This is a genomic window from Nocardioides turkmenicus (assembly GCF_011045035.1).
Lineage (GTDB): Bacteria > Actinomycetota > Actinomycetes > Propionibacteriales > Nocardioidaceae > Nocardioides > Nocardioides turkmenicus.
On the sequence record NZ_JAALAA010000010.1, the window covers coordinates 63,698 to 83,545 of the forward strand.

21 protein-coding genes are annotated in these 19,848 nt (G+C 69.4%); 9 read left to right on the top strand and 12 right to left on the bottom strand.

Annotated features, from left to right (window positions below):
• Positions 1-3: 3 nt before the first annotated feature.
• From tatA to G5C66_RS13450, 6 genes are all read right to left on the bottom strand, one after another.
• Positions 4-288, bottom strand: coding sequence for a twin-arginine translocase TatA/TatE family subunit (gene tatA / locus G5C66_RS13425; RefSeq protein ID WP_165111473.1), 285 nt, complete (start codon positions 286-288; stop codon positions 4-6).
• A 39-nt stretch (positions 289-327) separates the two neighbouring features.
• Positions 328-1,362 (bottom strand): helix-turn-helix transcriptional regulator, encoded by a 1,035-nt coding sequence (locus G5C66_RS13430; protein ID WP_165111474.1) that lies wholly within the window; start codon positions 1,360-1,362, stop codon positions 328-330.
• On the bottom strand, positions 1,359-2,342 hold the full coding sequence (locus G5C66_RS13435; protein WP_165111475.1) for a WYL domain-containing protein: 984 nt from the start codon (positions 2,340-2,342) through the stop codon (positions 1,359-1,361). The genes G5C66_RS13430 and G5C66_RS13435 overlap by 4 nt, the downstream gene beginning before the upstream one ends.
• Positions 2,343-2,369: 27 nt before the next feature.
• Entirely contained in the window at positions 2,370-3,347 is a 978-nt protein-coding gene (locus G5C66_RS26840; RefSeq protein WP_165111476.1) for an FKBP-type peptidyl-prolyl cis-trans isomerase, read from the bottom strand.
• A gap of 97 nt (positions 3,348-3,444) precedes the next feature.
• The gene (gene pafA / locus G5C66_RS13445; protein WP_165111477.1) at positions 3,445-4,806 is read right to left on the bottom strand and encodes a Pup--protein ligase; all 1,362 of its coding nucleotides are present in this window, start codon (positions 4,804-4,806) and stop codon (positions 3,445-3,447) included.
• Positions 4,807-4,886: 80 nt separating this feature from the next.
• The gene (locus G5C66_RS13450) at positions 4,887-5,288 is read right to left on the bottom strand and encodes a MerR family transcriptional regulator (RefSeq protein ID WP_165111478.1); all 402 of its coding nucleotides are present in this window, start codon (positions 5,286-5,288) and stop codon (positions 4,887-4,889) included.
• Positions 5,289-5,394: 106 nt separating this feature from the next.
• Between G5C66_RS13450 and G5C66_RS13455 the strand changes: the two genes are divergently transcribed.
• Positions 5,395-6,903, top strand: a complete 1,509-nt coding sequence (locus tag G5C66_RS13455; protein ID WP_165111479.1) for a SulP family inorganic anion transporter — start codon at positions 5,395-5,397, stop codon at positions 6,901-6,903.
• Here G5C66_RS13455 and G5C66_RS13460 read toward each other — a convergent pair.
• Positions 6,890-7,843 carry an endonuclease/exonuclease/phosphatase family protein gene (locus G5C66_RS13460; RefSeq protein WP_206444080.1) on the bottom strand — a complete coding sequence of 318 codons (954 nt, stop codon included), beginning with the start codon at positions 7,841-7,843 and terminating at the stop codon, positions 6,890-6,892. The two genes, G5C66_RS13455 and G5C66_RS13460, sit on opposite strands and share 14 nt — an antisense overlap.
• Positions 7,844-7,941: 98 nt before the next feature.
• On the opposite strand from G5C66_RS13460, the gene G5C66_RS13465 reads away from it, so the two are divergent.
• Entirely contained in the window at positions 7,942-8,382 is a 441-nt protein-coding gene (locus tag G5C66_RS13465) for a VOC family protein (RefSeq protein ID WP_165111480.1), read from the top strand.
• A 208-nt stretch (positions 8,383-8,590) separates the two neighbouring features.
• A complete protein-coding gene (locus tag G5C66_RS13470; protein ID WP_165111481.1) occupies positions 8,591-9,457 on the top strand; it encodes a DMT family transporter in 867 nt (288 codons plus the stop codon).
• A 70-nt stretch (positions 9,458-9,527) separates the two neighbouring features.
• Here the strand turns inward: G5C66_RS13470 and prcA are convergent, their stop codons facing one another.
• The 4 genes from prcA to dop form a co-directional block, all read right to left on the bottom strand.
• Complete coding sequence (gene prcA, locus G5C66_RS13475; protein ID WP_165111482.1) at positions 9,528-10,370, bottom strand: proteasome subunit alpha; 843 nt, start codon at positions 10,368-10,370, stop codon at positions 9,528-9,530.
• 67 nt (positions 10,371-10,437) lie between these two features.
• The gene (gene prcB, locus G5C66_RS13480) at positions 10,438-11,274 is read right to left on the bottom strand and encodes a proteasome subunit beta (RefSeq protein WP_165111483.1); all 837 of its coding nucleotides are present in this window, start codon (positions 11,272-11,274) and stop codon (positions 10,438-10,440) included.
• A 3-nt stretch (positions 11,275-11,277) separates the two neighbouring features.
• Positions 11,278-11,475 carry a ubiquitin-like protein Pup gene (locus tag G5C66_RS13485; RefSeq protein WP_045550810.1) on the bottom strand — a complete coding sequence of 66 codons (198 nt, stop codon included), beginning with the start codon at positions 11,473-11,475 and terminating at the stop codon, positions 11,278-11,280.
• 107 nt (positions 11,476-11,582) lie between these two features.
• Positions 11,583-13,094, bottom strand: coding sequence for a depupylase/deamidase Dop (gene dop / locus G5C66_RS13490; RefSeq protein ID WP_165111484.1), 1,512 nt, complete (start codon positions 13,092-13,094; stop codon positions 11,583-11,585).
• Between the two features lie 167 nt (positions 13,095-13,261).
• On the opposite strand from dop, the gene G5C66_RS13495 reads away from it, so the two are divergent.
• From G5C66_RS13495 to G5C66_RS13505, 3 genes are all read left to right on the top strand, one after another.
• Positions 13,262-13,888 (top strand): GNAT family N-acetyltransferase, encoded by a 627-nt coding sequence (locus G5C66_RS13495; protein WP_165111485.1) that lies wholly within the window; start codon positions 13,262-13,264, stop codon positions 13,886-13,888.
• A gap of 15 nt (positions 13,889-13,903) precedes the next feature.
• Entirely contained in the window at positions 13,904-14,524 is a 621-nt protein-coding gene (locus G5C66_RS13500; protein WP_165111486.1) for a class I SAM-dependent methyltransferase, read from the top strand.
• 160 nt (positions 14,525-14,684) lie between these two features.
• The gene (locus tag G5C66_RS13505; RefSeq protein WP_165111487.1) at positions 14,685-14,912 is read left to right on the top strand and encodes a hypothetical protein; all 228 of its coding nucleotides are present in this window, start codon (positions 14,685-14,687) and stop codon (positions 14,910-14,912) included.
• 36 nt (positions 14,913-14,948) lie between these two features.
• Here the strand turns inward: G5C66_RS13505 and G5C66_RS13510 are convergent, their stop codons facing one another.
• Positions 14,949-15,290 (bottom strand): hypothetical protein, encoded by a 342-nt coding sequence (locus tag G5C66_RS13510; RefSeq protein ID WP_165111488.1) that lies wholly within the window; start codon positions 15,288-15,290, stop codon positions 14,949-14,951.
• Positions 15,291-15,598: 308 nt separating this feature from the next.
• On the opposite strand from G5C66_RS13510, the gene G5C66_RS13515 reads away from it, so the two are divergent.
• From G5C66_RS13515 to G5C66_RS13525, 3 genes are all read left to right on the top strand, one after another.
• Positions 15,599-16,768 (top strand): DUF2157 domain-containing protein, encoded by a 1,170-nt coding sequence (locus tag G5C66_RS13515; RefSeq protein ID WP_165111489.1) that lies wholly within the window; start codon positions 15,599-15,601, stop codon positions 16,766-16,768.
• Positions 16,765-17,226: a GDYXXLXY domain-containing protein gene (locus G5C66_RS13520; protein WP_165111490.1), complete on the top strand. Its 462-nt coding sequence runs from the start codon at positions 16,765-16,767 to the stop codon at positions 17,224-17,226. The genes G5C66_RS13515 and G5C66_RS13520 overlap by 4 nt, the downstream gene beginning before the upstream one ends.
• Positions 17,227-17,420: 194 nt before the next feature.
• Positions 17,421-19,844 carry a polysaccharide lyase 8 family protein gene (locus tag G5C66_RS13525; protein WP_165111491.1) on the top strand — a complete coding sequence of 808 codons (2,424 nt, stop codon included), beginning with the start codon at positions 17,421-17,423 and terminating at the stop codon, positions 19,842-19,844.
• The last annotated feature ends 4 nt before the right edge of the window (positions 19,845-19,848 follow it).

The following is a 19,848-nucleotide window of genomic DNA, read 5'->3' on the forward strand; positions in this document are numbered from 1 at the left end:
GCCTCAGTTGCCGGAGAGGCGCTCGCGCTCGGCCTTGATCTCGGCCTCACGACGCTCGAGCTCCGCGATGCGCTCCTTCTCGGAGGCGGTCAGCTCGGCCGGCTTCTCGACCTTCTCCTTCTCGTCGTCGTCGCGAAGACCCTTGGTCTCGGTCTTGAAGATACGCAGCGCCTGACCGGTGCCGCGGGCGAGCTCGGGAAGCTTGGCGGCGCCGAAGACGAGGATCACGATCGCCAGGATGATGAGCCACTCGGCTCCCTGCGGCATACCGATCATTGGAGTGAACATGAACTACCTCATCTACGTCATAGGGGGAACGTCAGAAGTCTACGCGTCCGAACGGTACAGGCCGAGGGCCAGCCGTGCAGTCGCAGCAAACGATTCCGTGAACTCTGTGCCTGTCTGCCCGCTCCGGGCGTCGTCGGTGCCGACGATCTCGGCGTAGGGAGCGAGCCGCAGCAGCAGCCGGGTGAGCCAGCGCTGGTCGTAGACGCGCAGGCCCACCTCGAGCCCGCCGCCCGGCTGCTCCACGGGGTCGATCACCGCGTAGTACTCACCGACCCAGCGGGCCTCGGGCGCGAGTCGTACCCGGACGACGACGCCGGAGTCCGTACGCAGCACCGACTCGCCCTCGCCGTCGAGATCCGCACCCTCGCCCGTCTCCGGAGCGACCACGATCGGCGTGTCCAGCACCTCGGCGCCCCGGATCCGGTCGAGCCGGAAGCTGCGCGGCGCCTCGGCCTGGTGGCACCAGGCGTCGAGGTACTCGATGTCGCGGATGGAGACCAGCGCACGCGGGTCCACGACCCGGGAGGACTCCTCGTCGCGCGCCGGGACCCAGTAGTCGATGCGTACCTGGCGGCCCTGGTCGATCGCGGTCGCGATCGCGGCATGGATCTGGACGAGCGAGGTGTCGACCGGCTCCTCGCCAGGATCCACGCTGCCCGCGGCACCCTCGGCGGCCGCCTGCTCCAGCTTGGCCAGCGTGCGGTCGACGACCTCCTTCGTCTCCGCGCTCACCGCTCCCCCGCGCAGCGCGCGGAGCGCGACGATCACGGCGGTCGCCTCGATCGGGGTGAGCCGCAGCTGGCGGTCGAGGTAGTCGGCGTTGGAGATCCGGATCACCCGGTCGCCGTCGGGCTCGGTGAGCGCGTCGATGTCGACGTCGATCAGGTCGTCGGGGTAGCCGCCCGGCAGGCCGCACATGAAGAGCACCTGCAGGTCCTTGACCAGCTGCTTCTCCTCGACGCCGAGGTCGGCGGCAGCCTTGTCGAGGCGTACGTCGTCATCCTGGGAGTAGAGGTAGGGCACCAGCGTCAGCAGCCGCCCGACCTGCCCCTTGGCCCCCGTGTTCGCGCTCATCGGGTGGCTCCGTCCAGCCGTGCGACCAGCCGCTCGAGACGGGTCGCGACCTCGCGGCGCAGGTCCTCAGGCTCCTCGACGTAGGCGTCGGGCCCGTGGCCCAGCACGGCCCCGACCAGGTCGGCGGGCACCCGGGTCAGCACGACCCGGTCCCAGCCGTCGCTGCCGTCGGGACCGGTCACGCCCGGCTCGGTGGAGTCGGCGGCCCTCCGGAGGCTGTACCCGCTCCCCTGCCGCAGCAGCAGCACGGCCTTTCCCGTCGGCGGAGCCGGCGCCAGGTCTCGTGCGATATCGCGTACGTCAACCTCGGCCGGCACCTCGAAGGCATCGAACTCACCGACCGCCCGGGCCTCCCCCAGGACACGGGAGAGCCGGAAGATGCGGGTGTCGTCGCGGTCGACGTCGTGGCCGACGGCGTACCACCGGCCCGAGTAGCGCACCACGCCCCACGGCTGCAGCCGCCGGTGGGACGGCTCGGTGGCCCGGGACCCGCGGTAGTCGAACTCGACCACCTGCCGGTCCTGGGTCGCGGCCACGAAGACGTCGAAGGAGCCCTCTTCCGCGGCCAGGCGCGGCTGCACGATCTCCAGCGCCGAGACGTCGGTCTCGAGGCCGGCGGCGTTGAGCTTGCGTACGGCTTCGGTGGTCGCCTCGGCCATCGAGGCGTTCTCCCAGACCTTGGTGGCCAGCGCGACCACCGCGAGCTCGTCGGCCTCGAGGGTGATCGGCGGCAGCGCGAACTGCTCGGGGCTGATCCGGTAGCCGATCTCGTCCTCGAAGAAGTTGTCGATCACCCCGGTCTCGATCGGCACCCCGAGGCTGCGCAGCTCCTCCTTGTCGCGCTCGAACATCTTCTCGAACGCCTCACCGTGGGACGACGGGTAGAGGACCTCGCGGATCCGCTCCTTCGACACGTTGTCGCGCTGCACGAGCAGCATGATGAGCAGGTTCATCAACCGCTCGGTCTTACCCGCCGCCACGGTGTGTTTCTCCCCCTAGAGACTCTGCTACGGCGTCGCCGGAGCGGAGCCGGCCTTGACGACGTCGATGACGAAGTAGAGCGTGCTGTTGGCCGGGATCCCCGGCGTGCCACCCTGGCCCGGCTTCTCCTCAGCACCGTAGCCCAGCTCCGGCGGGATCTGCAGCAGAACACGGCTGCCGACCTTGACGCCCTCCAGGCCGTTGGTCCAGCCCGCGACCACCTGGTTGAGCGCGAACGGCACCGGCTCCTTGCTGAAGCTCTCGTCGAAGGGCTTCTTGGCGCCGTAGGTCATGCCGAGGTAGTTGGCCGTGACCGTCTGGTCGGTGGTGATCTTCTCGCCGTCACCTTCGGTGACGATGACCCGCTTGAGCACGTCGTCGGCCTTCGGCTTGGCGATGCCGGTGAAGTCGAACCCGGTCGGCTTGCCGTTCTTCTCCACGACTTTCGGCAGCTCGGAGGGGTCCACGTCGTGCGGCGTCTTGTCGGCGGCCGCCTTGACCACGTCGACGACGACCAGCAGCGTGTCGTGGTTGCCGATGCCCATCTGCGGGTTGCCGCCCTCGCCGAGCAGGTCGTCGGAGGCGACGAGCGCCTCGATCCGGTCACCGACCTTGGCGCCCTTCAGGATCGTGCTCCACGGCTTGTCCGCCGGAAGCTCCTCACCCTCGGGTGCCTGGCTCTGGTAGGACCACTCCTTGTCGAGGGTGGTGGCGTTGCCGATGTAGATCTTCGCGAAGACACCGCGGTCCTCCGGGATCTCCTCGCCGTCACCCTCGGTCAGCGTCTTGACCTTCGGGTCCTTCGGGTAGGAGATCGCCGACTTCCACTTCAGCGTCGGTGCCTTCTTCGTGTCGGCCGAGACCGTGACCCCGTCGAAGCCGGAGACGGTCTCGTCGCCGTAGCCCGTCACCTTCTCACCACAGGCGACCAGGGCCGGGAGAAGCAGGAACACAGTCAGCGCGCTCAGCGCATGGCTCAGGCGAGGCCGAGGAGCAGTGGACACAGTGCAAACCTTCATGACGTGAAAGGGACGGACGACAGCGGAGCACACCATATCCGTACGGTGGTTGCCCGGCGGCGAAGCCACCCCGGCCGGTGTTTCACATGCCGTCGATGAGCCGCTGGACCCGCTCGTCGTAGGCGCGCAGCGGGTCCTTGCAGAGGACGGTGCGCTGGGCCTGGTCGTTGAGCTTGAGGTGGACCCAGTCGACGGTGAAGTCGCGGCGGCGCTCCTGCGCCTTCTTGATGAACTCGCCGCGCAGCCGGGCACGGGTGGTCTGCGGCGGCACCGACTTCGCCTCGAAGATCTTCAGGTCGGTGGTCGCCCGCTTGACCGCGCCCTTCTTCTCCAGCAGGTAGTAGAGGCCGCGGTTGCGGTGGATGTCGTGGTAGGCGAGGTCGAGCTGGGCGACCCGCGCGTGGCCGAGCGGGAGGCCGTGCTTGGCGCGGTAGCGCTCGATCAGCTTCCACTTGATCACCCAGTCGATCTCCCGGTCGACCAGGGACAGGTCGTCGGACTCGATCGCCTTCAGACCGCGCTCCCACAGGTCGAGGGCAGCGATCATGGTCGGGTCGGTGATCTCGCGGCGGTCGACGAACTCGCGCGCCTTGGTGAGGTATTCGTTCTGGATGTCCAGGGCGCTGGCCTCGCGGCCGTTGGCCAGCCGGACCTTGCGCCGGCCGGTGAGGTCGTGGGCGATCTCGCGGATGGCGCGGATCGGGTTCTCCATCGTCATGTCCCGCATGACGACGCCCTCCTCGATCATCCGCAGCACCAGGTGGCAGCTCGCGATCTTCAGCATCGTGGTGGTCTCGGACATGTTCGAGTCACCGACGATGACGTGGAGGCGCCGGTACTTCTCGGCGTCCGCGTGCGGCTCGTCGCGGGTGTTGATGATCGGCCGGGACCTGGTGGTCGCGGACGACACGCCCTCCCAGATGTGCTCGGCGCGCTGGCTGACCGCGAAGCCGGCGCCTCGCGGCGTGTGGGTGACCTTCCCGGCACCGACGATGAGCTGGCGGGTGACCAGGAACGGGATGAGCACGTCGGCGAGCTTCGAGAACTCCCCGGCGCGGCTGACCATGTAGTTCTCGTGGCAGCCGTAGGAGTTGCCGGCAGAGTCGGTGTTGTTCTTGAACAGGTAGATGTCGCCGGCGATGCCCTCGTCGTGCAGCCGCTGCTCGGCGTCGAGGAGCAGGCCCTCCAGGATCCGCTCCCCCGCCTTGTCATGCGTGACGGTCGAGATCACGTCGTCGCACTCGGGCGTGGCGTACTCGGGGTGGGAGCCGACGTCGAGGTAGAGCCTCGCGCCGTTGCGGAGGAACACGTTCGAGCTGCGGCCCCAGCTCACCACCTTGCGGAAGAGGTAGCGGGCCACCTCGTCCGGGCTCAGCCGCCGCTGGCCGCGGAACGTGCAGGTCACGCCGTACTCGTTCTCGATGCCGAAGATGCGCCTGTCCATACGGAAACCCTAGACGGTCGACGGTCACTCCGGAGCCGTTCAGAGGTACGACACGGCGAGCCGCGCCGCCCACCGGCACGTCAGTCCTCCTCGCGCCGCAGGATGGCGATGAACTCGTCCGCCATGGCCAACTGCCGCTCCAGCTTCTCGCGGCGTAGGCCCGCCTCGGCACGGACGGCGGCCAGGCGCTCACGGGCCATAGCGACGTCGGCGAGGTCGGGCTCGGACTGACGCAGGATCTCGATGTCGGCCATGACCGCCTTCATCTCCTCGAGACTGAAGCCGAGAGGCTTCATCCGGCGGATGACGAGGATCTTCTCGACGTCTGCCTCGGTATAGAGCCGGAAGCCGCCCTCGCTCCGTCCCGACGGCTTCAGCAGGCCGACCTCCTCCCAGTGGCGGAGACTGCGCAGCGACAACTCGGTGCGCGCCGCCACCTCGCCGATCTGCATCGCCCCCTCCCGGGCAGCACTGCGCGTCATGGTGTCCCTTCTCACATGGCCGGCGATCCCAACCCTTACGTAACGTGAGAGTACGGTTTCTCGCGTCCCGCCCATCCTGCCAGTCGCGACTGATCGGACCGCCTTCGTGCCTTCATCACCACCCGCCTCCACCCCGGCCGACGCCACCGTGCTGGCCGCGCTGCGATCACCTCGGTTGCTGCGTACCGAGGTGCTGGCCGGCCTCGTCGTCGCGCTGGCCCTGATCCCGGAGGCGATCTCGTTCTCGATCATCGCCGGGGTCGACCCGCGGGTCGGGCTGTTCGCCTCGTTCACGATGGCCGTGGCCATCTCGTTCCTCGGTGGGCGGCCGGCGATGATCTCGGCCGCCACCGGCGCGGTCGCGCTGGTGATCGCACCCGTGATGCGGGATCACGGCTACGACTACCTGATCGCAACGGTGATCCTCGGCGGGCTGATCCAGGTCGCGCTGGCACTGGCCGGCGTGTCCAGACTGATGCGGTTCATCCCCCGCTCGGTGATGGTCGGCTTCGTCAACGCGCTCGCGATCCTCATCTTCGAGGCGCAGATCGCGCACATGGTCGACGTGCCGTGGCTGGTTTATCCGATGATCGCTGTCGGTATCGCCGTCATCGTGGGTTTCCCGCGGGTCAACAGCGTGATCCCTGCCCCGCTCGTGGCGATCGTCGCGCTCACCGCCTTCACCTTGGTCGGCGGCCTCGACGTGCCGAACGTCGGGGACGAGGGCAAGCTGCCCGACAGCCTGCCGGCCTGGTTCCTCCCCGACGTACCTCTCAGCGTCGAGACGCTGAAGATCATCGCACCTTATGCCCTCGGTATGGCGCTGGTCGGCCTGTTGGAGTCGCTGATGACGGCGAAGCTCGTCGACGACATCACCGACACCCACTCCGACAAGAGCCGTGAGGCGCGCGGCCAGGGCATCGCGAACGTCGTCACCGGGCTCTTCGGCGGCATGGGCGGGTGCGCGATGATCGGCCAGACGATGATCAACGTGAAGGTCTCCGGTGCACGTACCCGGATCTCCACTTTCCTCGCCGGCACCTTCCTGCTCATCCTGGTCGTCGGGTTCGGCGACATCGTGGCACTCATCCCGATGGCTGCGCTTGTGGCGGTGATGATCATGGTCTCGGTGGGCACCTTCGACTGGCACTCCGTCCGTCCGGCCACCCTGCGGCGGATGCCACGCTCGGAGACCGCGGTGATGGTCGCGACCGTCGCGGTGACCGTCGCGACCCACAACCTCGCGATCGGCGTCATCGTCGGCGTCCTGGTCGCGATGACGCTCTTCGCGCGCCGCGTCGCCCACCTCACCGAGACCCACCGCGAGCTGGTCGAGTCCACCAACGGAAGCGTGACCGCGGTCTACCGGGTCACCGGCGAGCTCTTCTTCGCCTCCAGCAACGACCTCTACACCCAGTTCGAGTACGCCGAGGACCCCGACGAGATCGTCATCGACCTCTCCGACTCCCACATCTGGGACGCCTCGACGGTCGCCGCGCTCGACGCGATCACCCACAAGTACGCCGCCAAGAACAAGTCCGTACGCATCGTCGGGCTCAACCAGGCCAGCGCCGACCGGCACGAGCGGCTGACAGGTCAGCTCAGCGGCCACTGACCCCGCGCAGCGAGACGCGAGCCACCACGGGCCGATGGTCGCTGCCCGAGCGAGGGAGGACGCGCAGGTCCGTCACCTCGGCGCCACGCGCGAGGACGTGATCGAGCTGCACGACGGGCAGCGCCGAGGGGAAGGTGAGCCGGAACCCGTGCTCCTCGCGCGAGACCTGCTCCGTGACGGGTTCGAGCCCGGGATCCCGCAGGTTTCCGTTGAGGTCGCCGGCCAGCAGCACCCTCGGCGCCGGGTCCTCGGCGATCCTCTCCGCCAGCAGCTCGGCGCTCCGGTTGCGGCTGCTCGCCGCGAGCCCGCGCGTCCCCAGGCGGACCGAGGGAAGGTGCGCCACGTAGACGGTCACGTCGCCCTCGGGGGTCCGTACGACCGCTCGCAGGCACCGGTCCCAGGACGCGCCGATGCCCGAGGGGCGGATGTCGACACGCGTACTCTCCGCGATCGGGTGACGCGACCAGAGCCCGACGGTGCCTTGGGTCGCGTGATGCTCGAACCTCGGCCCCAGCGCCGCCTCGTAGTGCCGGAGGTGCTCCGAGGTGACCTCCTCCAGCGCCACGATGTCGGGGTCCTCGGCCAGCAGCGACTCGACGGCGCCGCCGACGTCGTGGTTGTCGTCGGCGACGTTGTGCTGCACGACCGTGAGGTCGTACGCCGCAGGCTCGGCAGGCAGCAGCTGCGGGCCGAACACCCCCACCCAGGCGGCGAGCGGAGCCAGCGCGAGGAGCGCGGCGATGGCCGATCGGCGTAGCGCTGCCGCGAGGACCAGCAGCGGAACCGCGACGACGAGCCAGGGCAGGAACGTCGCCACCAGGGAGCCCAGGTTTCCCCAGCGGTTCGGCACCAGGTCGTGCAGCCCGATGACCAGGGCGAGCAGCACCGCCGTGAGCGCGAGCAGCCTCCCCCGTCGCCACATCGAGCCCTCCGCGTTCACGAACAGCGACCCTAACAACCGGCCATGGCCGTGTAGAGAACGGTGGGCCGGCCTCGTTCTCCTCACACAGACACCCGACACCCACGAGGATGAGAGTCATGACACAGCTGTTGCGGTTCGACCACATCGGCGTCACCGTCGCCGACATCGACAGGGCCACCGAGTTCTTCGTCGGCCTCGGCCTGGAGGTCGAGGGACGTACGTTCGTCGAGGGCGAGTTCCTCGACACGGTCTGCGCGATACCCGGCGCCCGCTGCGAGGTGGTCATGCTGCGCCCGCCGGGCGGCGGCACCGCGCTCGAGCTCGCCCGCTTCGTACGTCCCGACCACGTGCCCGGCTCACCCGAGGCGATGGCCAACGAGCTGGGCCTGCGCAACGTCTGCTTCGAGGTCGACGACCTGGACGCGGTCCTCGAGCGGGTGGCCGCCGACGGCTACGGCCTCGTCGGAGGCGTCGGCGTCTACGAGGGCGTGGTTCGGATGGCGTACGTCCGCGGGCCGGAGGGCATCGTGATCTCGCTCAGCGACCGTATCGGCTGACCCGGCGCACAGGCTCGAAACTGCCAGGCGGGAGGGCTCGGGCCTGTGGCAGACTTCGGGCCATGACTTCGAAGCACCTCGGTCTGCTTCCGCCGCCGGTCGCCTGACCGGAGCGGCCTCGCCGACCTGCCTGAGTGCGGGATCGGCTCTCTTCGGCGTGCTCCAGACGCTGCCCATCTCGTCCTGTCGAACCTGGAGCACCTCTTCGATGTCTTCGTTCTCCGCCCGTCTCGGGCTCGTTCAGATCTGCCTCGCCGGAGTCCTGTGGGGCACCGGTGGCCTCGTCCTTCAGATCGTCCGCTCGATCACGCCGCTGTCGGTGCTCACGGTGAGCGCCTACCGGATGCTGATCGCCACGGTCGCTCTGCTCGCCGTCCTCGCCGTCGTCGGCCGCCTGCGCGACCTTCACCTCGATGCTCGCACGGTGGTCGTCGGCGCCGCGACCGGCCTCTACCAGGCGCTCTACTTCGCCTCCGTGGTCGCCGTCGGGGTGACGGTGTCCACCGTCGTCAGCCTGGGGATCGCTCCGGTGATCCTGCTCGTCGGTGAGGCGATCGCGGCCCGACAGCTACCGACCCGCCGACAGCTCGTGGTGCTGGCGACCGCGCTGACCGGGCTGGTCCTGGCCTCCGTCTACGCCGGCAGCGGGGCCGGAGGCGACCGGCCGGTGATCGGCGTGCTGCTCGCGATCGCCTCCGGCTCTGCGTACGCGCTCACCACGGCCGTCGGACGCCCGCTCGCCCAGCAGCGCAGCCCGCTGCTGGTGACGGCCGGCGCGACCGGGGTCGGGGCCGTCGTCCTGGTTCCGTTGGCACTGCTCGGCAGCGGACCGCTCGTCTCGTCCTCGGCGACGGTGTGGGCCTGGCTGGTCTACCTGGGCGTGGCGACGATGGCCCTGGCGTACGGGCTGCTCTACGCCGGGCTGCGGACCACCCGCAGCAGCGCGGCCACGGTGGCGAGCCTGATGGAGCCGGTCGCGGCCGCGCTCGCCGCCGCGGCGGTCCTCGGCGAGCGCCTCGCGGCACCGGCAGTGGCCGGGGTCGCGCTGATCCTGGTCGCGATCTCCGGCCTCTGATCGGCCAGGCACGAACCAAGCCGGGGAGTCTCAGGCGCTGCTGAAACTCCCCGGCTTCTGGTTTCTGGTGTCAGTCCAGCGGCGGGGCGATCGGCGGCTCGCCGTCGTCGTCAGCCGGAGGAGCCAGCGGGGCCTCCTCGGCGGGCTTCTCCGCCGGCTTCTCTGCCGGCGGCTCGACAGCGGCCGGGGCGGCCGCCCCCACCTCGGGCTTCGCGGTCGAGGAGCCCAGGATCTCGACCAGCGTCGCCGGCCGGATCCGGCGGAACTTGCGCGGCTGGGTGCGGGTGCGGTCGAGGACCGCGACCTCGAGGTTCTTCGCCTCGATCTCCCGATCCTCGGTCTCCGTGTGACCGAGGGCGGCGACGGCGAGCTTGATCGCATTCTCGAGCGTGGCGCCCTCGGTGTAGCGCTCCTTCAGGTAGCCACCGACCGCCTCAGCCGCACCACCGATGGCGGCGAAGCCGTGCTCGTCGACGACCTGACCGTCGTAGGTGAGCCGGTAGAGCTGGTCGTCCGCCGCGGTGTCACCGATCTCGCCGACGAACAGCTCGACCTCGTAGGGCTTCTCCCCGCCCGAGGAGAAGATCGTGCCGAGGGTCTGGGCATAGGCGTTGGCCAGACCCCGACCGGTGACGTCACGCCGGTCGTAGGCGTAGCCGCGCATGTCGGCCAACCGGACGCCCGCGATGCGAAGGTTCTCGAACTCGTTGTAGCGCCCGACCGCGGCGAAGGCGATCCGGTCGTAGATCTCGCTGACCTTGTGCAGCGCCGCCGAGGGGTTCTCGGAGGCGAACACGATGCCGTCGGCGTACTGCAGCGAGACCAGAGCCCGGCCGCGGGAGATGCCCTTGCGCGCGAAGTCCGCGCGGTCGCGCATCAGCTGCTCGGGACTGACATAGAACGGCGTGCTCATCGGCGTCCTCGCTTCGCTGCGGGCGCCGACGAGCCCAGATCAAAACTGCACTGGATTGTTCGCATGCTCACTTGGCACCCTCAATCTCGGCGATGGGACCGTCGGGCCGCTGGAGCCTCCCGGCGATGACGGACTCCGCGACAGCCGCGACCTCGGCGTCGGGCAGGGTGCGCCCGCCGTCGGCCGTGATCACGTGAACCAGCGGGAACAGCTTGCGGGACAGGTCGGGACCACCGGTGGCCGAGTCGTCGTCGGCGGCGTCGTAGAGCGCCTGGATCAAGACCGCGACCAGGGTGTCCTCGTCGAGGTCGGGCCGGTAGAGCTTCTTCAGGGCGCCCTTGGCGAACAGGGAGCCCGAGCCCACGCCGGAGTATCCGGTCTGCTCGTAGCGGCCGCCGGTCGGGTCGTACCCATAGATCTTGCCGACGCCCGCGTCGGGGTCGAACCCGACGAAGAGCGGCACCACGACCAGGCCCTGCATGGCCATCGCGAGGTTGCCGCGCACGAGCGCCGAGAGCCGGCTGGCCTTGCCCTCGATCGAGAGCGTGGTGCCCTCGATCTTCTCGTAGTGCTCCAGCTCGGTCTGGAAGAGCTTGACCAGCTCGACCGCGAGCCCTGCGGAGCCAGCGATGCCGACCGCGGAGTATTCGTCGGCCGGGAAGACCTTGCGCATGTCGCGCTCGGCGATCAGGTTGCCCTGGGTCGCGCGCCGGTCACCGGCGATGATCACGCCGCCGGGGAAGGTGGCCGCGACGATCGTGGTGCCGTGCGGGGCGAGGTCGCCGAGGTTGCCGGGGGCGGCGTTGTGTCCCGGGAGCAGCTCAGGTGACTGCGCCGTCAGGAAATCGGCAAAGGACGAGGTGCCCGGCGTCATGTAGGCCGCCGGGATGCGGGACTCCGACATCTACTACTGCCCGCCCTTCTGGATGAAGGACTTCACGAAGTCCTCGGCGTTGGTCTCCAGGACGTCGTCGATCTCGTCCAGGATGTCGTCGACGTCGGAGTCCAGCGCTTCCTTGCGCTCGTTGACGTCGGTCTCGGGCGCGGTCTCGACGGCCTCCTCGGTCTCGGAGGACTTCTTCGGCTGCTTCTGCTCCTGTGCCATGGCTCCAACCTATCCACTAGGACCGACAAACCTGAGGCAACATTGCACGATTTCGCTGAGGGAGGAAGACGTACGTTCGAACAGGCCGTCCTCCGGCACGGTGATGTTCAGGAACCGGTGAGCCGGTTGAACAGGTCCATCGCGGTGTCCGAGGAGTCGAGCAGGCCGCCGACGTGCTTCTTCGTGCCTCGCAGCGGGTCGATGGTCGGCACCCGCTGCAGCGACTCACGTCCGGGCAGGTCGAAGATGACCGAGTCCCAGCTGGCCGCGGCGACGTTCTCGGAGTACTTCTCGAGGCAGCGGCCGCGGAAGTAGGCGCGGGTGTCGGTGGGCGGGTCGTGCATCGCCTTCTCGATCAGGTCGTCGGTGAGCAGGCGCTCGATCCGCCCGGCGCGGACCAGACGGTGGTAGAGGCCCTTCTCGGGGCGGATGTCGGCGTACTGCAGGTCGATCAGGTGGAGCTTGGGGTCGTCCCACTCCAGGCCGTCGCGGTCGCGGTAACCGAGCAGGAGCTTGTATTTCGCCACCCAGTCGAGCTCGGTGGCGCACTCCATCGGGTCGCGCTCGAGCCGGTCGAGAACCGACTCCCAACGCTCGAGCACGTCCTTGGTCTGATGGTCCGCGTCGGAGCCGTAGCGTTCCTCGACGAACTTCTTGGCCAGGTCCAGATACTCCATCTGGAGCTGGACGCCGGTCAGCTTGCGGCCGTCCTTGAGCGTGATCAGGGTCTTCAGGGTCGGGTCGTGGGAGACCGCGCGCAGGGCCGAGACCGGGCCGTCGACGCTGAGATCGCGGGTGATGTAGCCGTCCTCGATCATGGCGAGCACCAGCGACGTACTCCCGACCTTGAGGTAGGTCGAGACCTCGGCCAGGTTGGCGTCGCCGAGGATCACGTGGAGGCGGCGGTATTTCTCCGGGTCGGCGTGGGGCTCGTCGCGGGTGTTGATGATCGGCCGCTTGAGCGTCGTCTCCAGCCCGACCTCGACCTCGAAGAAGTCGGCGCGCTGGGAGATCTGGAAGCCGTGCTTGGGGCGCTCCTGGCCGATCCCGACCCGCCCGGCGCCGGCGAAGACCTGCCGGGAGACGAAGAACGGGGTCAGGTGCTTGACGATGTCGGCGAACGCGGTGCTCCGGCGCATGAGGTAGTTCTCGTGCGCGCCGTAGGAGACGCCCTTGTTATCGGTGTTGTTCTTGTAGAGGTGGATCTGCGGGTTGCCCGGCAGCCGCGCGGCCGCGCGGGAGGCGTCGAGCATCACCTGCTCGCCGGCCTTGTCCCAGCGCACCGCGTCGAGCGGGTTGGTCACCTCGGGGCAGGAGAACTCCGGGTGGGCGTGGTCGACGTAGAGCCGGGCACCGTTGGTGAGGATCACGTTGGCGAGGCCCAGATCCTCGTCGGTGAGCTGGCTCGGATCGGCCACCTGCCGCGACATGTCGAAGCCGCGGGCGTCGCGCAGCGGCGACTCCTCCTCGAAGTCCCAGCGTGCTCTCCTCGCCTTCAGGGTCGAGGATGCGTACGCGTTGACGACCTGGCTCGAGGCCACCATCGGGTTGGCCTGAGGCTGTCCGGCCACGGAAATTCCGTATTCGACCTCCGTGCCCATCACCCGTCGTACGCTCATGCCTGCAAGGCTACCGGCCACGTGCGCGAAGGCACGTGAGCATCCACACGCCACGCTGAGGTTGCCCGAGGTTGTTCGGCTGGGCGGCACCGGGAGGAGACCGTTCGTGAAGGGCTGTGCGCCGGGTCCACGTCGGCGACGGGGGCGGGTCATGGTGAGGTTGGGTCATGGGCACTCCTGAGATCCGGCGGGCCACCGCCGACGACCTCGACGACCTGTTCTCGATCTGCCTGCTGACCGGGGCGTCGGGTGAGGACGCCACCGAGTTCTACGACGACCCGCGGCTGCCGGGGAACATCTACGCCGCCCCCTACATCGTGCTGCGTCTGGGCCTCGGTTTCGTGGCGGTCGACTCCGAGGGCGTGGTGGGCTACGTCGTCGGCACCCCGTTCACGCGTGCCTTCGAGAAGGAGTGCGAGGAGGACTGGTGGCCCGCGCTTCGCGTGGTCAACCCCGACCCGGGTCCCGACTTCGACCGCAACGACTGGAACGCGCGCCTGCGGTCCCTGATCCACCGACCGGTGCGGACGCCCGGAGAGCTGCTGAGCGAGTTCCCGGCGCACCTGCACATCAACCTGCTCCCCCGCGCCCAGGGCCAAGGCGTCGGCAAGGAGCTGATCGGGATGATGCTCGGCTCCTTCCACGTCGCGGGCGTTCGCGGCGCACACCTCGGCGTCAGCACCGCCAACACCCGGGCGATCGGGTTCTACCGGCGCATCGGGTTCACGACCATCGCCGAAACTGATGACACGCTGCTCCTCGGTGTCCAGTGGACCGGTGAGATGGAAGAGTGAGCTCACATGGGACTCATGGGGATCTGGGAATCGCGGGTGGTGCCGCGGATCGTCGACCGCACCTGCGGGATGGCTCAGCTCGACCCCATGCGCAAGGAGGCCTGTGAGGGGCTCCGCGGGCGGGTCGTCGAGATCGGCTTCGGAAGCGGCAGCAACATCGGGCTCTACCCGGCCGAGGTCACCGAGATCGTCGCCGTCGAGCCGTCCGACGTCGCCTGGGAGCTCTCCGCGCCCCGGCGCTCGAGGTCGTCGGTCCCGGTGAGCCGCGTCGGCCTCGACGGCGCCCAGCTCCCTCTCGACGATGCCTCGGTCGACACCGGACTGGTCACCTTCTCGCTGTGCACGATCCCCAACGTCGCCGGCGCGCTCGCCGAGCTGCGCCGCGTCGTGCGCCCCGGCGGCACCCTCGGCTTCGCCGAGCACGGCCTCTCCCCCGACCCCGCGGTCGCCCGCTGGCAGCACCGCCTCGACGGCTTCCAGCAGCGTTTCTTCGGCGGCTGCCACCTCACCCGCGACATCCCGAAACTCCTGGCCGACCAGGGATTTCAGTTCGAGCGCCTCCACCAGGACTACCTCCCCGGCCCGGCCCCCTCAAAGCCGTGGGGATACGTGTCCGCGGGGCGCGTTTCGGCGTGACGCGACGCACGTTCGCGTCACTTTGACGATACCCAGCCGCAGCGGTCAAGATTTCTACCAAGCGAATCTTCGCCGCAACTCGGGACCAGCGAACCCGGGCCACCGCATGCACGTTTGAGAAAGCCTTCGCACCCTCGTGACCGATCTCTGGTCCTATGCCTTGACCCTTCTCGGAGTCGCCGGAACGGCGCTCGTCGGCAGGAAGGTCTGGTGGGCGCAGCACTTCCTGCTCATCACCCAGATCCCCTGGACCGCCTTTGCCCTCGCCACAGGGCAGTTCGGCTTCCTGCTCGGCGTGGTCCTCAACTCCGCCATCTACGTGTCCAGCGCACGTGAGTGGCAGCAGCAGCGACCTCAGCGCACCCCGGCTCCCACCACGGCGCCCTGAAGGTCGCTCGGTCGGGCTGTCAGTTCGACCCCCGCATCAGCGCTTGCGCGTACGCAGCGCGTGGGCGACGTTGACGCCGACGATGCCGACCCAGGAGACGACCAGCGCGCCGAGGTTGTCGGTCACGCCGAGGGTGATGCTGATCGGGATGCCGGCGACGGCCGAGCCGGCGCCGAGGACGAACTGAAAGACCGAGGTGCGCGACTCGTTGCGCTCGGCCAGGGTGCGGGCGGCGGCGGTGGCACCGACGCGCTCCTGGACCGTCTTCTCGATGCGGTCGGCGAAGCCGGCGACCAGCTCTGCGTCGAACGCATCCCCCAGCTCATGGCGGGTCTCCAACCCTGCCTCGATGTCCTTGCGTCCCATCTCGTCTGCCACGTCGTTCAACCTTAGGTGATCAGAAGCTGGGGTCCGTGCCACCCGGCTTGACTCGACCGGAGAGCGCCCAGACCAGGGCCACAACGGCGACTACGACGACGAGTGCCGCTGCTCCAGCCAGGACCAACAACCACGCTGCCACGTCTCTCCGTCCACCCCGCGCGGGCGACCCCCGCGAATATCCGAAGATTAACGCCGCGGCCCCACCCGCGCAGCCGAAATGACGTCAGGCATCGAGGACGAACGAGCCGATGAGTTGAGTACGTGGGCTCACGCGCCGCTCCCCCGCGAAGCGCTGCAATGGGCACATGGACACAGACGTACGACCGGTCGCGCCGCGGCGGCTCGACTGGCTGAGCAACGAGGCCGACCGCTGGGTCGGCGACGGCATCCTCACCGAGGACGCCGCGACGAGGATCAAGCGACAGTACGTCGCCTCCCATGCAGGCTCGCTGACGCGGGTGATCTCCTATCTCGGCGGTGCGTTCCTGGGTGTCGGGCTGCTGTGGCTCGTGGCCACGAATCTCGACGAGCTCTCACCGCTGGTGCGCTTCGCCGGCATCGCCGTCATCTGGCTGGCCCTCACCGCGACCGCGGAGACACTCACGCTCCCGCGGCCCCTGCGCGGCGCGTTCCGCGGCGTTGCGGCGATGAGCCTCGGTGGGGTCGTCTTCCAGGCCGCGCAGAGCCTCCAGGTGCCGGCGCTCGAGCCCTCCCTGGTCGGGGTCTGGGGTCTCGGCGCGCTGCTCTACGCGTACGCGAGCGGCGGCCTGGCGCCGCTGGTCGTCGGCATCGTGACCGCGATGATCTGGTTCGACTGGCAGGTGGTGGCGAGCAGCGAGAGCACGTTCGCCGGCGTCTTCGCGGTCCTGGTCGGCGGCGTGGTCGCGACCGCGACGGCCGCACAGCACGACAGAGGGCGAGAGGCGTTCGCCCAGGCGTGGCGGCTGGCGGGCGGCGTACTCGTCCTGGGTGGTCTCTTCGTCGCCGCCATCCCGCAGATCGGAGACCGCGACCTTGCGTGGAGCCCGGTCCTCCTCGGTGCCCTGGCGGTCGCGGGGCTCCTCGTCGCGGCGGCGGTGATCCTCACGGACGGGATGTCCCGGTGGGAGGTCCTGGCCTCCGCGCTCATCGTGCCGATCGGCCTTGCCCTGGTGGCCTGGGATCCGCAGGTGGACGACCTCGGCGCCGTGTCGGGCGAGGCGTGGCTGTCGGCGTTCGTGAGCATCGCGGTGTACGTCGTGGTGGCCGGTGCGGTCGCCATCGACGGCTCCGTACGCGACCGGCCGCTGCTCGTCGTGCTCGCCACCGGTGCGCTGATCGTCTTCACGACCGTGCAGAGCTTCGCGGTCTTCGCGCCGATCATGTCCGGCGCGACCCTGTTCCTGTTGCTGGGCGTGCTCCTGCTCGTCACCGGGTTCGTCTTCGACCGCGCCCGGCGAGGCGTGGCCGCCAACCTCAGCGAGGCCCTCTCATGAAGAATCGCACCTGGGTGGCGCTCGTCTGCGTCCTCGACCTCGGCCTCGTCGGCCTCGCGGTCGCCGACCAGCTCTCCGCGCGCCTCACCGGCGAGGAGATCCGGCTCCGCGTCGAGCCGGTCGATCCCATCGACCCGTTCCGTGGGGCGTACGTCGACCTCGGCTATCCCGACATCAGCCGGCGTACGACCGGAGAGGCCGGGGACGTGTACGTATCGCTCGCACGACGCGGCCCGGTCTGGACGGCCACCGGCGTCTCGACCGACCGGCCTGCCGAGCGGCCGTTCCTGAGGTGTCACGACGACGGCTGGCGCCTCAGCTGCGGCATCGAGAGCCTCTTCGTCCCGCAGGACCGGGCCCGTGAGATCGAGACCGAGGTCAGCGACGGTGATGCCGTCGCGGTGGTGAAGGTCGACTCCCGCGGCAACGCTGCCCTCGTCTCCGTCCTGACCGGCTGACGCACGTCCACACACACCCGGGCCCGCTGCCGCAACGGCAGCGGGCCACTTCCTCACGTGCGCCGAAGGAGGGGTGAGCGAACGCTCAAGAGCCGTTGACCGCCCATTTTCGGGCGACCTAGCCTCGATCGATCCCGGCCACACAGTCGCCGCCACGGCCTCGGCCACCGCCACTCGACACGAGAGGAACCCCGATGTCCCAGCAGTCCCCCGGCGTCGCGCGCCGAACCCTGCTCGGCGCAGGCATCAGCACCGCCGCCCTGATCGGCCTCGCCCGCTTTGCGCCGGAGAGCGCCGCCCTCGAGGGAGGCGACCAGTTCGACGCCCTCCGCGTGAAGTGGGTCGAGCAGCTCACCGGGGGCGACTTCGACCCCACGGTGCCGCAGATCGCCGCCCGGCTGGCCGCGATGAGCACCGCTGCCAGCGCCTCCTTCGCGGCGATGCACCAGGAACCCGGACGTACGACCCTGTGGGACGACCTGCCCATCACCGGCGGCACGGTCACCCGCAACGTCGAGTGCGTCGGCAACAGCTTCGTTCGGCTCTACGACCTCGCGCTCGCCTGGGCGACGAAGGGCTCCGCTCTCCACGACCGGCCCGAGGTGGCCGCCGCCCTGGTCGGCGCGACCCGCTTCCTGGCGGACACCGGTTACAACCCCGGCTCCACGTGGGGCGGCAACTGGTGGTGGTGGGAGATCGGGAACCCGAAGCGGCTGGGCGACCTGATGGCGCTCCTCCACGATGTCATGCCGGCCGAGGACCGAGACTCCTATGTGGCGACGCTGCGGCACTTCGTACCGGACCCGGCGAAGCGCAAGAGCCTCAACAACAGCACCTTCCGCGAGACCGGCGGCAACCGCACCGACAAGTCCCTGGCCTGTGCCATCCGCGGAATCCTGGCCAAGAACGGCGACGAGATCGCTCTGGCCCGCGACACCCTCAGCGACAAGGAGCTCGACGGCCGCTACAGCCTCTTCCAGTACGCCACCTCCGGCAACGGCTTCTACCGCGACGGGTCCTACATCGACCACAGCTACCTTCCCTATGTCGGCACCTACGGGAACGTCGCCATCTCCGGGATCGCCGCACTCCTGGCGCTGCTCGGCGGCTCGACGTGGGAGGTCACCGACCCCAACCGCACCATGATCCTCGACGCCCCGGAGAAGTCGTTCGCCCCGTTCATCTGGAACGGGCTGATGATGGAGACCGTCCGCGGCCGGGCCGTCTCGCGCCAGCGCGAGCGGGACACGCACGACGGGTTCAGCACGATCAGCTCGGTCATCCTGCTGGCGACCGGCATGGCCTCGTACGCCCCTCGCTATCACGAGCTCGCCAAGGGCTGGCTGGAGCGGACTCCCGGTGACTACCTCGCCAGCGCCACGATCCCGCAGATCAGCCGTGCCCTCGCGGTGATCGACGGGCCGGTCGCCCCGGCACCGGAGCCGGTCGGCTTCAGCTACTTCCCCGAGCAGGAGCGGGGCGTGCACCGCCGTCCCGGGTGGGCGTTCACGGTCTCGACGACGAGCCATCGGATCGGCCGATACGAGTGGGGCAACCGGGAGAACAACCTCGGCTGGTACCAGGGCGACGGGATGACCTATGTCTACGTCGACGACGACCGCGACCACTTCACCGACGAGTTCTGGCCCACCGTCGACCCCTACCGTCTCCCCGGCACCACAGTGGACCGTACTCCGCGGGCGAACGGTGAGGCCGACGGCACCGGGATCCCCCGGGGGTTCAAGGCGTGGGCCGGCGGCCTCTCCCTCCTCGACCGCTTCGGCGTCCTCGGCATGGACCACCTCGACCACGACAAGAACCTGAGCGCGAAGAAGTCCTGGTTCGCGCTGGGCGAGTCGGTGGTCGCGCTCGGTGCCGGCATCACCGGCACCAGCGGCCACGCCGTGGAGACGACCGTCGAGAACCGCAACCTCGGGGACCGACCCTCGGCGCGCATCACGGTCGACGGCAACACCCTTGTCCCCGCCGCCGGCGACACGACGGTGACCGAGGCGACCTGGGCCCACGTCGAGGGCGTCGGCGGCTACCTCTTCGACGGTGCCCGCGTGCAGGTGTCGCGTACGCCTCGCACGGGCACCTGGCGCGCGATCAACTCGGGCGCCGACACCGGCGGCGACACGGTCGAGCGGCAGCGCACCTTCGCCACCCTCGTCCTCGGCCACGGCGTGAACCCGACCGACGCGAGCTACGCCTACACGCTCCTGCCCGGAGCCTCCGCCGAGCGCACCCGCGACCTCGTCGCCGAGCCGGAGACCACGGTGCTCGCCAACGCCGCCGCCGTGCAGGCGATCAAGGCAGACGCCAAGCCCGGGGTCGTCGTGCTCGCCAACTTCTTCGGCGAGGCCACCACCTCCGCGGTCACCGCCTCAGCGCCGTGCTCGGTCGGGTTCCTGGCCACCAGCGACACCGTCGAGGTCGCGGTCTCCGACCCGAGCCGCACCACCGGCATGGTCGAGATCGTGCTTCCCGAGATCACGGTGCGCTCGGTGGCGGCCAAGGACGACCGGATCGAGGTCACCCGTCTCCGCGGCGTACGCCTCTCGGTCAACCTCCTCGGCACGCGCGGCGCGGCGCAGCGGGTGACGCTGCGCCGCTGATCTG

Coding starts and splice junctions, on each gene's coding strand:
- G5C66_RS13470 (WP_165111481.1), top strand. CDS start 8,591: ATGTCTTCGTTCTCCGCCCGTCTCGGGCTCGTTCAGATCTGCCTCGCC.
- G5C66_RS13500 (WP_165111486.1), top strand. CDS start 13,904: ATGGGGATCTGGGAATCGCGGGTGGTGCCGCGGATCGTCGACCGCACC.
- G5C66_RS13515 (WP_165111489.1), top strand. CDS start 15,599: ATGGACACAGACGTACGACCGGTCGCGCCGCGGCGGCTCGACTGGCTG.
- prcB (WP_165111483.1), bottom strand. CDS start 11,274: ATGTCGGAGTCCCGCATCCCGGCGGCCTACATGACGCCGGGCACCTCG.
- G5C66_RS13430 (WP_165111474.1), bottom strand. CDS start 1,362: ATGAGCGCGAACACGGGGGCCAAGGGGCAGGTCGGGCGGCTGCTGACG.
- G5C66_RS13520 (WP_165111490.1), top strand. CDS start 16,765: ATGAAGAATCGCACCTGGGTGGCGCTCGTCTGCGTCCTCGACCTCGGC.
- tatA (WP_165111473.1), bottom strand. CDS start 288: ATGTTCACTCCAATGATCGGTATGCCGCAGGGAGCCGAGTGGCTCATC.
- pafA (WP_165111477.1), bottom strand. CDS start 4,806: ATGGACAGGCGCATCTTCGGCATCGAGAACGAGTACGGCGTGACCTGC.
- prcA (WP_165111482.1), bottom strand. CDS start 10,370: ATGAGCACGCCGTTCTATGTCAGTCCCGAGCAGCTGATGCGCGACCGC.
- G5C66_RS13495 (WP_165111485.1), top strand. CDS start 13,262: ATGGGCACTCCTGAGATCCGGCGGGCCACCGCCGACGACCTCGACGAC.
- G5C66_RS13485 (WP_045550810.1), bottom strand. CDS start 11,475: ATGGCACAGGAGCAGAAGCAGCCGAAGAAGTCCTCCGAGACCGAGGAG.
- G5C66_RS13465 (WP_165111480.1), top strand. CDS start 7,942: ATGACACAGCTGTTGCGGTTCGACCACATCGGCGTCACCGTCGCCGAC.
- G5C66_RS13450 (WP_165111478.1), bottom strand. CDS start 5,288: ATGACGCGCAGTGCTGCCCGGGAGGGGGCGATGCAGATCGGCGAGGTG.
- dop (WP_165111484.1), bottom strand. CDS start 13,094: ATGAGCGTACGACGGGTGATGGGCACGGAGGTCGAATACGGAATTTCC.
- G5C66_RS13525 (WP_165111491.1), top strand. CDS start 17,421: ATGTCCCAGCAGTCCCCCGGCGTCGCGCGCCGAACCCTGCTCGGCGCA.